Here is a 12,263-nt window from a genome sequence, read left to right as displayed (position 1 = left end):
TCTGTTCGTTGATGTAGTTGTGGTTTATCCAGGGCAATCTACTGTGCCAGCACCGAACGCCAGGTGTCGAGCTGGCGTTCGGCAATGCGCCGCGCCGGCAGGGTTGCCTCGACCGGATCGAACAAGGCGCGCAGCATGTCGAGGTCAAGTTCGCGGCCGAGCTGCGCATCGGCCTGCACCGCTTGCACCAGCATATCAACTAGTTGCGTGCCTGCGGCCACGGTCTTGCGGGTCAGTTGTTCCAGCAGGGCATGGGCGCGCGGGCGGCCGATCACGCCGGCCAGGGCAATGGAGGCGGATTCGGCAAACACCAATCCCTGCAGGGCATCGATGTTGCGCAACATGCGCGCCGCATCGATGACCAGCCCGGCAAAGGCATCGTTGAGCGCCCGCAGCGCGCCATGCACGCCCAGGAACAGGGCCGGCCATTCGGCCAGTTCGGCTTGCCAGTTGCCCAGGCCACGTTCGTGCTGCTGCGACATCGTCGCCAGCAGGGTGGCGGCCTGTTGCGGGGCGCGCGCGGCGGCAGCCAGGGCGATCATGGAAGAGACCGGGTTGCGCTTGTGCGGCATGGCTGAGGAACCTCCTCGGCCATTGCCGGAAGGCTCGGCCAGTTCAGCGATCTCGCCTTGCGCCATCAGCGAAAGGTCGGTGGCGATCTTGCCCAGGCTGCCGGCCAACACTGCCATCTCGGTTCCCAAGCGGATCCATTCATCGCGCTGGGTGTGCCAGGCCGCTTCCGGGGTCTTCAATTCCAGTGCGGCGGCCATGCGCGCGGCCACGGCCGGGCCTTTCTCGCCCAGCACGGACAGGGTGCCCACCGCACCCCCGAGCTGCAATTGCAGGGCGCGTTCGGCCAGCGCCTGCAATTGCGCCCGTGCGCGCAGCAGCGGCGCGGCCCAGTTGCAGAACTTCAGGCCCAGGCTGGTGACCTGCGCCGGCTGCATCAGGGTGCGCGCCAGTACCGGGGTGGCGAGATGGGATTGCGCCAGTTCCAGCAGTCGGCCCGACAGTTGCGCCAGTTCATCATCCACCAGTCGCAAGGCGTCGCGCGTAACCAGCACCATGGCCGTGTCCAGCACATCCTGGCTGGTGCTGCCCCAATGCACGTGGGTGGCGGCCTGTTCGCTGTAGAGGGCCACGGTGCGCTGCAATTCCTTGACCAGCGGGATGGCCAGGGCACCGGCGCGGCGCCCGGCCACGATCAGCGCATTGATGTCGTAGAGCGGGGCGCGGCAGACGCTGGCAATAGCGCGTGCCGCAGCTTCGGGGATGATGCCTTCGGCCGCTTCGGCTTCGGCCAGGACCTGTTCGAAGCGCAGCATTGCCTGCACCACCGCCTGGTCGTCGAAGACCGCGATCATCTCGGAGGTGGTGAGGAAGCTGTCGAAGATCGAAACGCTCATGAAGTCTCCAGTGCTTGCCCAGCCGGCGTGATCCAATGCAAGCGGGATCCGACAGGCCAAAGCCTGTGGATCCCCAGGATCATTACGCCGTAACAGGCGTTCAGATGTAGTCGAAGAATACCGTCTCGCGCGCACCTTGCATGTGGATGTTCCACAGGTAGCTGCCGTCAGGTTGCTTGCGGGCGATCAGGGTGTCGCGGCGGTCGGCCGGGACTTGTTCCAGCAGGGCCGATTGCGCCAGGGCCGGATCGTCTTCCAGGAACACGGCGCTGAACTGGTGCTTGACCAGGCCGCGGGCAAACACCGTCACGTAGGCCACCGGCTTGCCGGCGGGCGGCTGAGGCTGGGAAATCGAAAATGTGAATTTTCCTTCCTCATCGGTGGGTACGCGGCGATATCCAGGGATGGCATGTGAAGTTTCTGCACCAGCACTGCCAGGCAGCCAGGCTTCGGCCCAGGCATCGTTGATGGGTACGCCGTCGCCGTCGAGGATGGCGCCGCTGATCTTGACCTGCGGTGCGCTGCTGTCCACGCGGGCAGTCAGTTCTACCGCCCAGGCCCAGGCTTCGTGCGGGAAGGGGCCGATGGTTTGCGAAGTGGTGATGTTGCTCATGTGCTCTCCTGCCTTGTTCAGATGCCCATGGGCGTGGCGTTGCGGCCGCGCAGGACGATATCGAATTCATAGCCCAGCATCTTGTCGTCCACCGTTTCTTCCAGCGAGAAACGCGAGATCAGGCGCTGGCGGGCGGCTTCGTCGGGGATGCTCTGGAAGATCGGGTCGTAGGCGAACAGCGGGTCGTTGGGGAAGTACATCTGGGTCACCAGGCGCTGTGCATAGACGTTGCCGAACAGCGAGAAGTGGATGTGCGCCGGACGCCAGGCCTTGTGGTGGTTGCCCCAGGGATACGGGCCGGGCTTGATGGAGACGAAGCGGTAGCGGCCGTCGTCATCGGTGAGCATCTTGCCAAAGCCGGTGAAGTTGGGGTCCAGCGGGGCGTCGTGCTGGTCCTTCTTGTGGAAGTAGCGACCGGCGGCATTGCATTGCCAGACTTCCAGCAGGGAATTGCGCACCGGCTTGCCATCTTCGTCCAGCACGCGACCGGTGACCACGATCTTTTCGCCCAGCGGCTCGCCCTTGCCCTGCTTGGTCAGGTCCATGTCGTGCGGCAGGATCAGCTTGGGCGAGGCGAACAGGTTGCTGCCGGTGGCGGTCTCATCGCGCACGCGCAGCGGCGCCTGGGTGGGGCCACGCTTGACGGTGGACTTGTAAGGGGGATAGATCAGTTCCGGATAGACACCGGGTTCGATGGCATCGAATTGCATGAGGTCTCCTCAGATCGACGGTGGTGGTTGCGGCGTCGTGCTCGGATTCCTGGCCTGCCGGAATGTGCGATTTGCGCGCCGTGCTTGGGTGTGGAGAGATAGTAGGCAAGCCTTCCCTGGTCCTCAAGATCAACGCAGCGCAGCATATTCGCCATTCGCCCGCTTTGTGCGAAAATCGCACAAATGGCCGATTTTCTGTACCTGCTATCCATTGGCACGGCATGAACGTTGTTTTATCCACAGGGCGGGGACGCATGAGGCAAGAGCGAATCGAAGCAGAGGCAGAGACAGAGGCGGTCCAGATCGATGACGGCCCGCTCAAGCGCGACCTGGTGGCCGGCCTGGAAAAGGGCTTGCAGGTTATCGAAGCCTTCGATCAGGAGCGCTCGCGCCTGACCATCGCCGAGGTGGCGCAACTGACCGGGCTGACCCGTGCGGCGGCGCGCCGCTACCTGATCACGTTGACCCACCTGGGCTACATGCGGCACGACAACAAGACCTTTTCGCTCACCCCCATGGTGTTGCGGCTGGGGCAGTCCTACCTGCATTCGGCGCGCCTGCCGCGCATCGTCCAGCCCTTGCTGTACCGGTTGGCGTATTCGCTGGGGGAGGCTGCCTCCTGCGGCGTGCTCGATCATGACCAACTGGTGTGCGTGGCCGCAGTGAGCGCCGGACAACTGGTCTCGACCACCTTGCAGCCCGGCACCCGCGTGCCGGCCTACTGCACCGCCAATGGCCGCATCCTGCTGGCCAACCTGGCGCCGGCCGAGCTGGACACCCTCCTGGCCCGGGCCCAGCCGGAGGCCATCACGGCCCATACCATCACCGACGTCGAACGCCTGGCGCTGGAGATCGCGCGCGCCCGGGTGCAAGGCTATGCGCTGGTGGATCAGGAGCTGGAGCTGGGCTTGCGCACCATGGCCGTGCCGGTGCGCAATTTCCGTGGCGAGGTGGTGGCGGCCATGAATATCAGCGTCCATGCCGCCCGTATGAAGCTGGAAGACATGGTGGAGCGCTGCCTGCCGGCCATGCTGAAGATCCAGGTGGAGCTGGGGGCCTTGTTGTAGGAAGGTGAATTATTCTTCCACATGGGTGCGGCGGTACTCCTTGGGCGTCAAGCCCATGTGGCGCTTGAAGAGCCGGCTGAAGTAGGCCGGATCCTGGAAGCCCAGCTCATAGGCGATGGTCGAAACCCCCGAGGGCACATAGGTCAGCTTGCGGCAGGCCTCCAGGATCAGCCGCTGCTGCGCCAGGTCGAAGGCCGAGTGGCCGGCCAGTTTCAGGCACAGGCGGTTGAGGCGACTGGGGGTGATGTGCAGCTTCTCGGCATAGACCGCGACCTGCCATTGTTGCTTGAAATGCTGTTCCACCAGCGCGCGAAAGCGACTGAACAATTCGAAGTCGCCGCGTCCGCTCAGTTCGGCCGAGCGATGATCGGCTTCCAGCCGCACCAGCAGCAGCATCACGCTGCGCGCCAGCCATTCCAGCATCAGTGTGTGCCCGGTACGGGGTGCAGCGGATTCGGCAATGAGCAGGCGCAGCAGGGTTTCCATGCGTTCGCGCAAGTCCGGTACGCGCGAGAGCTCGATGGCCATCGGGCGCAGGAACAAGGGCGCAAACAATTCGCCACGACCATCGCCGCCGGCCGCGGAAAACACCATGTGCGGATCGATGGTGAGCACGAAGCCCACGGCTTGTTCCGAGAAATCGAAACCATGCACTACCGAGGGATGGATGGTGATGACCACCGGTCCGTCGTATTCCCATACCTCATCTTCCATCAAGGCGCTGACGTGCCCAGACATTAAAAAAAGTACCTGAAACAGTCCAGCGTGTGTGTGCGGTGCAATATGCCAGTCGTGTACGCGGCTGCGCGTCTCGATCAGTTCGATGTGCACCGATTCGGCATCATCCGGCCGGGAAGCCTCGCCGTACAAGGAAAACTGCGGGACGTCGCTGGTCCGGGGTTTGCTGCGGGGCAGGGGCATAGGGTCTCCATCCTGTGCGCGGGGCGGTTGTACTGTTGTTGTGCTCTGTAAAAATAGTACAAGTATTTGGCGGAATCATCCATTTTTTATTCGTCTGCGGCCCACTAAGATGCCAGCCATACGAAGAATAAAAGCAGTTCAAATTTCGCCTTTCCTGCGCTCATGCAGCTCTGCCTGGACATGGGATCGGCGGTTGACCTTTACCACGGAGACCTCCACCATGCGTACCCAAGTCGCCATCATCGGCGCCGGCCCGGCCGGTTTGTTGCTGTCCCACCTGCTGCATCTCAAGGGCATCGAATCGGTCGTGCTGGAAACCCGCAGCTGCGAAGAAATCGAATCCACCATCCGGGCCGGCGTGCTTGAACAAGGCACCATGGATATCCTCACCGAAACCGGTGTGGGCGAACGGATGAAGCGCGAAGGCGCGCTGCACCATGGCATCGAACTGGCCTTCGGTGGCCGCCGTCACCGCATCGACTTGACCGAGCTGACCGGCCAGGCCATCACCGTCTACGCCCAGCATGAAGTGATCAAGGATTTGGTGGCAGCGCGCCTGGCGGCACAGGGCCAGTTGCTCTTTGGCGTCAGCGGCACCACCATCGAAGGCATCGAGACCGACAAGCCGCGCGTGCGCTTTATGCACGAGGGCGAGCAGCATACGCTGGAGGCCGATTTCATCGCCGGTTGCGATGGCTTCCATGGCGTATCGCGCCCGGCTATTCCCGAAAGTCGCCGCCAGGATTACCAGCGCATCTATCCCTTCGGCTGGTTCGGCGTGCTGGTGGAAGCCCCGCCGTCTTCGGACGAACTGATCTATGCCCAGCATGAGCGCGGCTTCGTTCTGGTCAGCACGCGTTCGCCCACGGTGCAGCGCCTGTATTTCCAGTGCGACCCCAAGGACAGCGTGGACAACTGGAGCGATGACCGTATCTGGAATGAATTCCATACCCGCCTGGAAAACGGCGATGGCTGGCGCTTGAAGGAAGGCAAGATTTTCCAGAAGGGCATCATCGGGATGCGCAGCTTTGTCTCCACCCCCATGCAGCATGGCCGCCTGTTCCTGGCCGGCGACGCCGCCCACATCGTGCCGCCGACCGGCGCCAAGGGCTTGAACCTGGCGGTGGGTGACGTCAAGCGCCTGGCCCAGGGCATCGAGGATTTCTATCGTACTTCCAACGAGCAAGGCCTGGCGTCCTACACCGAGCAAGCCTTGAAGCGTATCTGGCGCGCAGAGTATTTCTCCTGGTGGATGACCAGCATGTTGCACACCTTCGAGGATGCCTCGCCCTTCCAGCAGCAGATCCAGCGTGCCGAACTGGAAAACGTGGTCAATTCGCGCGCGCTGTCCACGGCGCTGGCCGAAAACTACGTGGGAGCATTCTGATCCGGCCAGGACTGTTCGATACATACCGGTTGGAGCAACACGCCCGCGTCAGCGGGCGTTGTCATTGGTAGGCCCCTCTCGCCGCGCTTCAGGCCAGCGCGGGATAGGTGAAGCCGATGAAATGCACGGCATTGAGCGTGAAGTGCAGGGCGATGGCGGACTCGATGCGAGCGCTACGACGAAAGACCCAGGCATAGCCGAGCCCGGCCACGGTAGCCAGCGCGGCATAGCCGAGGCCGCCACCCAGATGGGCAGCACCGAACAGCAGGGCCGACACCAGCACGGCCAGCAGGTCTCCCGCGCGCAGATGCTGTAACGCGGCCTGCATCCGATATTGGATCAGACCACGGAAGAAGGCTTCTTCCGCCACCACCGTCAACAGCAGGTTGATTGCCAGGAAGATGCCGGCGAACGGTGGCCATTTCCATTCAGGCCGCACCATACCGATGAGCCAGCCCAGCAGCATCACCGTGGCAATGGTGACGAAGCCCGGCAGCAGCGTGAGCCGCAGCGTCGTTGACCATTCCCGTAGCCGCTGGCAGCGCGGCGCCAGCAAGGCCAGCAGCAACAGCCCGGCCGCACCTTTGTCGAAGTTGGCATAGAGCAGGAAAGGCAAGGCATCGGGCGTGATGGCCTGGCGTGGCAGCACTTGCACATTGATGAAGCCGGGCCAGCGATGCAGAGCCAGCAGCAGGCTCATCAGTAGCGCCAGGATCAACAGGCAGCGCCTTTGCCAGCTCACGCTCGCTCGCGCGGCGCCCCATGCCGCCACCCCCAATCCCAGCAAACCGATGACGCCCATGGCCTGGATGCGGCCATCGACCACGCCGGTCACCACTGCCAGCACCAGCAGCGGCAACCAGAGGGCAAGGTGCAGCCTGCGCGACAGCGCCAGGGGTGGCAGCCAGACGGCGCAGATGGCCAGCATCAGCAGATAGGTGGAAGACATGGCGTGGCGGAAAAAAGAGGAAAGAGCGGCAAAGCCGGTGTTTTAACATGACGGGCATGGCGGTGACCAGCGTGACGATGATGCGCAATTTCGGTCAGGATTTGCGCCGCCATTTCTTGCACAGTACGTCCCGTGAACCGAGGACAAGATGAGTGACATCCGTAAAAAAGCCTATATCGCCCGTTTCGAGAGAGTGCTCGACCATATCGAGACCCATCTCCATACACCGCTCGATGTCGAGCAACTGGCGGCGGTGGCGCATTTTTCGCGGTTCCATTTCCAGCGGCAATTCGCCGATTTCGTCGGCGTCGGGGTGGCGCGCTACATCCTGCTGATGCGTTTGAAACAGGCCAGTCTGCAACTGGCCTTCCAGGCACAGCGGCGGATCATCGACATCGCCCTCGACGCCGGTTTTGAAAATCCGGAATCCTTTACGCGCGCCTTCGGGAGCGCCTTCGGTCAGTCGCCTTCGCAGTTCCGGCGTGCTCCCGACTGGCCGTCTTGGAACGAGCGTTACGTATTCCGCATCCCTGAAAGGAAAGTGGACGTGCAAGTCGAGATCATCAACGTAGAACCCATCCGCATCGCCCTGCTGGCCCATCGCGGTCCGGTCAACCAGCTCAATGCCACGGTGGCGCAGTTCATCGCCTGGCGCAAGTCATCGGGCCTGTCGCCCATGGAGCGTTGCCGCACCTTCGGTTTGGCCTGGGACAATCCAGATACCACGCCGCCGGAACAATTCCGCTTCGATATCTGCGGCGAGCTGGAGGGTGCGCTCCCGGACAATCCGCAAGGTGTGATGGAGCAGTCGATACCGGGCGGGCGCTGCGCACGCGTGCGCCATGCCGGCGCGCATGAACGACTGGGCGATAGCATCTATCCGTTGTATCGCCAATGGTTGCCGCAGAGCGGGGAGGAATTGCGTGATTTCCCGCTGTACTTCCATTACCTCAACCTGCTGCCCGATACGCCACCTGGGGAGTTGCTTACCGATATCTATCTGCCGTTGAAGTAATGTGCGCCAGTCTTGGAGGCGGCTGGCAGGGCCAGTCAGGAATTTCCCGATGTGATCCAGACTGGCCCTGCTGTACAACGTGTACTGCAAGTATGTCGTTGATTAAGCCGTGTCCAAGGATTTCCCCCAAGCATGAATTTCCCCAGCATCGTCATGATCGACCCCAGCCAGGAAGCTGCCGAGCTGGCCCGGTTCGCCTTGTGGCGGGCGGGTCTGCATTGCGTCTTTCGCGCTTGCCCGGACATGGCCACGGCGCGCCGCTGCCTGTTGCAGGGCCGGCGCAGCGGCGATGTTGAGCCACCCAGCCTGATCCTGCTGGAGTCCGAGATGGACTGTGGCGATGGCCTCGAGCTATTGCGGGAGTTGCGCGCCAGCAAGCATCTGGCCGATGCGCCGGTGGTGGTCTTTCCTTCCCACGATCTGGAGGGCGAACGCGAAGCCCTGGCCGCCGGCGCCAGCCAATATCTGCCCAAGCCGATCGATGGTGAACACTATGCGCGCTGCGTGGTAGAGATCGTGGAGCGCTGGTGTGACGTGGCGCAGGCCGCAGCACCCTTGCCGGAAGGCGTGGTGCGCGAGGCCGCCCGTTAGCCCGTTGCTTCGTTAGCGCCGGGTCTTGATCTTGGGTGTGGGCAGGGCGGTCTTGTACTTGATCTGCTTTAACGCAAAGCTGGAGCGGATGTTCTTGATGCCGGGGATCTTGGTCAGGTGATCGACGATGAAGTGTTCCAGCGTCAGCAGGTCCGGCACCACGATGCGCAGCAGGTAATCTTCATCGCCGGTCATCAGGTACACTTCCATGACTTCATCGAAGGCGCTCACAGCAGTTTCGAACTGGGCCAATGCTTCGGCGCCCTGGCGCTCCAGGATCACCTTGACGAAAACGTTCACCTTCAGGCCCAGCAGGTGCGGATCGGCCAGCGCCACATAGCGCGAGATGATGCCTTCCGATTCCAGACGCTTCACCCGCGCCAAGGTCGGCGAGGGGGACAGGTTGATGCGGCTGGCCAGCTCCAGATTGCTGATCGAACTGTTCTCCTGAAGGATGTTCAGGATGCGCAAATCGGTGGTATCTAGTTCCATTATCGAAATTAAATTCTGTCGGTTTCAGTTTTGCAGCACTGGATGCTGAATATTGTACGGCAACTTCTTATCTTAAGTGACTCATGCCGGCCCTTCCGGCGTATCGTAGTCGGGTAGTTCCATCCGCCAGCAAGCCCTCAATCAACACCAGACCGAAAAGGCGTCGGGCGCGGGGAGACCGATGGTGCGGCCTGTGTTTTACCGGCTTTTTGTCTCTTTGCATAGCAGCGATTGCTGCACCAGCAGATTTCATGCCGTGCCGCAGGGCGCCGGCCCCGACGTGCGCATAGGCGTATCAACAGGAGATCAGGAAGTGGACATGTCCCGCCCCAGTCAAAGCGATATTCCCCGCGACATCGATATCGACGCCCAGGAAACCCAGGAATGGCTGCAAGCGCTGCAAAGTGTGCTGGCCGAGGCCGGCCCGGAACGTGCGCGCTTCCTGCTCTCGCGCCTGTCGGCGGCGGCCCAGCAGTGGGGCGTGAACTGGCGCGATGCGCGCAATACGCCTTACCTGAACACCATCCGTCCGGCCCAGGAGCCACCCTTTCCGGGCGGCTCGGATGCCCAGGCCATCGAAGAGCGCATCGCCAGCATCATGCGTTGGAATGCCTTGGCCATGGTGGTGCGCGCCAACCGCGCCTATGGCGAGCTGGGTGGGCACATCGCCAGCTATGCCTCGGCGGCGGACCTGTTCGAGGTCGGCTTCAACCATTTCTTCCGCGCCCGCGATGACAAGTTCGCTGGCGACGTCGTCTACTTCCAGCCGCATTCGGCGCCCGGTATCTATGCCCGCGCCTTCCTGGAAGGTGCATTGAGCGAAGACGACCTGGCCTATTACCGCCGCGAGATCGAGGCCAAGCGCGTCGGGCGACAAGGGCTGTCGTCCTATCCTCATCCGTGGCTGATGCCGCATTTCTGGCAATTCCCGACCGGCTCCATGGGCATCGGTCCCATCAATGCCATCTACCAGGCCCGTTTCCTGCGCTACATGGAACATCGCGGCCTGTTGCAGGATCAGGGACGCAAGGTGTGGGGCGTGTTCGGCGATGGCGAGATGGATGAGCCTGAATCGCTGGCAGCGCTCTCGCTGGCTTCGCGCGAGAAGCTGGACAACCTGATCTTCGTGGTCAACTGTAACTTGCAGCGCCTGGACGGTCCGGTGCGCGGCAATGGTCACATTGTCGATGAGCTGGAAACGCTCTTTGCCGGGGCCGGCTGGAACGTCATCAAGTTGTTGTGGGGTTCGGACTGGGATGGCCTGTTCGCGCGCGACCAGGATGGCGAGCTGGTCGATGCCCTCAACCGCACGGTGGATGGACAATTGCAGACTTTCGCGGCCAACGATGGCGCCTTCAACCGCCAGCATTTCTTCGGCCAGACACCGGGCACGCGCGCCATCGGCGCCACCTTGACCGACGAAGAAATCAACCGCCTGCGTCGCGGCGGCCACGACATGAAGAAGATCTTCTCGGCCTACCAGGCCGCCGCCCAGCATCGTGGCCAGCCCACGGTGATCCTGGCGCAGACCAAGAAGGGTTATGGCATGGGCGCGGCCGGTGAAGGCAAGATGACCACGCACCAGCAAAAGAAGCTCGATGAAGAAAGCCTGCTGCAATTCCGCGATCGCTTCAAGCTGCCGCTGTCGGATGAACAATGCCGCGCGCTGGCCTTCTATAAGCCGGCCGCCGACAGCGCCGAGATGAAGCACCTGCACGCGCGCCGTGCGGCACTGGGCGGTTATATGCCGCGCCGGCAGGGTGGCGATGCCAGGCGTGCGGTGCCGCCGCTGGAAGCGCACAGCCAGTTTGCGTTGCAGGCTGATGGTAAGGAAATGTCCTCCACCATGGCGTTGGTACGCCAGCTCGGCAACCTGTTGAAGGACCCGGAGTTCGGCCGCTACGTGGTGCCCATCGTGGCCGATGAGGCGCGTACCTTCGGCATGGCCAACCTGTTCCGCCAGGTCGGCATCTATTCGTCGCAGGGGCAGTTGTACGAGCCGGAGGATATCGGCTCCATCCTCTACTACCGCGAAGCCAAGGATGGCCAGATCCTGGAAGAGGGCATCACCGAGGCCGGTGCGATTTCCTCCTGGACCGCTGCGGCCACGGCCTACTCGGTGCATGGCACGCCGATGCTGCCGTTCTACATCTACTACTCGATGTTCGGCTTCCAGCGCATCGGCGACCTGATCTGGGCCGCCGCCGACCAGCGTGCGCGGGGTTTTTTGATCGGCGCGACTTCGGGCCGCACCACCCTGGGCGGCGAGGGTTTGCAGCACCAGGATGGCAACAGCCTGGTGACGGCGGCCTCGATTCCCAATTGCGTCTCATATGATCCGGCCTATGCGTATGAACTAGCGGTGATCCTCGATGAAGGGATGCGCCGCATGATGGAGCGTGGTGATGACGTCTTCTACTACATCACCGTCACCAACGAGAACGAGGCCCAGCCCAGTCTGCCGCCTGGCGTGCAGCAGGGCATTCTGCGCGGCCTGTATTGCCTGGACTCCAAGCCCGGTACCGCCGTGCGCCTGCTGGGCTCAGGCCCCATCCTCAAGGAAGCGGCGGCGGCGGCGGCTCTGTTGCAGCAGCATTGGCAGATCCCGGCCGAGGTCTGGAGCGTGACCAGCTATACCGAACTGGCGCGCGATGGCGTGGCGGCGCAACGTGCGCAGCGCCTGACGGGCAGCGCGACGCTGCCGTATGTGACGCAGCAGTTGCAGGGCAGTGCAGCGCCGGTCATTGCGGTCTCCGACTATATCCGCAGCTTGCCGGAGAGCATTCGCGCCTTCGTGCCGGCCGATTACGTGACGCTGGGAACCGATGGGTTCGGGCGCAGCGATACACGCGTGAACCTGCGTGACTTCTTCGAGATCGATGCACGCTGGATTGCCTACACGGCCTTGTGCCAGGTCTGGGGCAATGATCGTGCGCGCCTGGAGGAGGCGGCGCGTGTGCTCGATATCGATACGGGCAAGCCGCTGTCCAGTACGGTGTAGTGCTCTGCACGCAAGTCATGCATGAATGCCGGATGGTCCGATTGAAAATCTCTCATCTGGCATTGTTCCGTGTTTGTTATAGTGAAAACCGCCCGTGCGTCACAGGCGGTT

At 62.6% G+C, this 12,263-nt stretch carries 11 protein-coding genes; 5 read left to right on the top strand and 6 right to left on the bottom strand.

The window, feature by feature from the left end; all coding sequences use genetic code 11:
- Positions 1-38 precede the first annotated feature (38 nt).
- The 3 genes from pcaB to pcaH all read right to left on the bottom strand — a co-directional run bounded on the left by pcaB (position 39) and on the right by pcaH (position 2,729).
- Positions 39-1,406, bottom strand: coding sequence for a 3-carboxy-cis,cis-muconate cycloisomerase (gene pcaB / locus RC54_RS20910; protein ID WP_061789993.1), 1,368 nt, complete (start codon positions 1,404-1,406; stop codon positions 39-41).
- 100 nt (positions 1,407-1,506) lie between these two features.
- On the bottom strand, positions 1,507-2,019 hold the full coding sequence (locus tag RC54_RS20905) for a peptidase associated/transthyretin-like domain-containing protein (RefSeq protein WP_058896760.1): 513 nt from the start codon (positions 2,017-2,019) through the stop codon (positions 1,507-1,509).
- A gap of 17 nt (positions 2,020-2,036) precedes the next feature.
- Positions 2,037-2,729: a protocatechuate 3,4-dioxygenase subunit beta gene (gene pcaH / locus RC54_RS20900; RefSeq protein ID WP_058896759.1), complete on the bottom strand. Its 693-nt coding sequence runs from the start codon at positions 2,727-2,729 to the stop codon at positions 2,037-2,039.
- Positions 2,730-2,983: 254 nt separating this feature from the next.
- Between pcaH and RC54_RS20895 the strand changes: the two genes are divergently transcribed.
- Complete coding sequence (locus tag RC54_RS20895; RefSeq protein WP_058896758.1) at positions 2,984-3,796, top strand: IclR family transcriptional regulator domain-containing protein; 813 nt, start codon at positions 2,984-2,986, stop codon at positions 3,794-3,796.
- Positions 3,797-3,805: 9 nt separating this feature from the next.
- Here the strand turns inward: RC54_RS20895 and RC54_RS20890 are convergent, their stop codons facing one another.
- Positions 3,806-4,717 (bottom strand): helix-turn-helix domain-containing protein, encoded by a 912-nt coding sequence (locus RC54_RS20890; protein ID WP_061789994.1) that lies wholly within the window; start codon positions 4,715-4,717, stop codon positions 3,806-3,808.
- A 220-nt stretch (positions 4,718-4,937) separates the two neighbouring features.
- Here RC54_RS20890 and RC54_RS20885 point away from each other — a divergent pair, with 220 nt between their 5' ends.
- Complete coding sequence (locus tag RC54_RS20885; RefSeq protein ID WP_061789995.1) at positions 4,938-6,104, top strand: 4-hydroxybenzoate 3-monooxygenase; 1,167 nt, start codon at positions 4,938-4,940, stop codon at positions 6,102-6,104.
- An 88-nt stretch (positions 6,105-6,192) separates the two neighbouring features.
- Here RC54_RS20885 and RC54_RS20880 read toward each other — a convergent pair whose 3' ends face one another.
- Complete coding sequence (locus tag RC54_RS20880; protein WP_244216392.1) at positions 6,193-7,053, bottom strand: CPBP family intramembrane glutamic endopeptidase; 861 nt, start codon at positions 7,051-7,053, stop codon at positions 6,193-6,195.
- A 148-nt stretch (positions 7,054-7,201) separates the two neighbouring features.
- Here RC54_RS20880 and RC54_RS20875 point away from each other — a divergent pair, with 148 nt between their 5' ends.
- Positions 7,202-8,068 carry an AraC family transcriptional regulator gene (locus tag RC54_RS20875; RefSeq protein ID WP_061789996.1) on the top strand — a complete coding sequence of 289 codons (867 nt, stop codon included), beginning with the start codon at positions 7,202-7,204 and terminating at the stop codon, positions 8,066-8,068.
- 132 nt (positions 8,069-8,200) lie between these two features.
- A complete protein-coding gene (locus RC54_RS20870) occupies positions 8,201-8,659 on the top strand; it encodes a response regulator (protein WP_017452560.1) in 459 nt (152 codons plus the stop codon).
- Positions 8,660-8,671: 12 nt separating this feature from the next.
- Here the strand turns inward: RC54_RS20870 and RC54_RS20865 are convergent, their stop codons facing one another.
- Positions 8,672-9,151 carry an Lrp/AsnC family transcriptional regulator gene (locus RC54_RS20865; protein ID WP_013235910.1) on the bottom strand — a complete coding sequence of 160 codons (480 nt, stop codon included), beginning with the start codon at positions 9,149-9,151 and terminating at the stop codon, positions 8,672-8,674.
- Between the two features lie 319 nt (positions 9,152-9,470).
- Here RC54_RS20865 and mdeB point away from each other — a divergent pair, with 319 nt between their 5' ends.
- Positions 9,471-12,152 carry an alpha-ketoglutarate dehydrogenase gene (mdeB, locus tag RC54_RS20860; protein WP_061789997.1) on the top strand — a complete coding sequence of 894 codons (2,682 nt, stop codon included), beginning with the start codon at positions 9,471-9,473 and terminating at the stop codon, positions 12,150-12,152.
- The last annotated feature ends 111 nt before the right edge of the window (positions 12,153-12,263 follow it).

The organism is Herbaspirillum rubrisubalbicans, assembly GCF_003719195.1.
Lineage (GTDB): Bacteria > Pseudomonadota > Gammaproteobacteria > Burkholderiales > Burkholderiaceae_D > Herbaspirillum > Herbaspirillum rubrisubalbicans.
The sequence above is the reverse complement of the archived record's forward strand: the minus strand, read 5'-3'. Positions and strand labels throughout refer to the sequence as shown.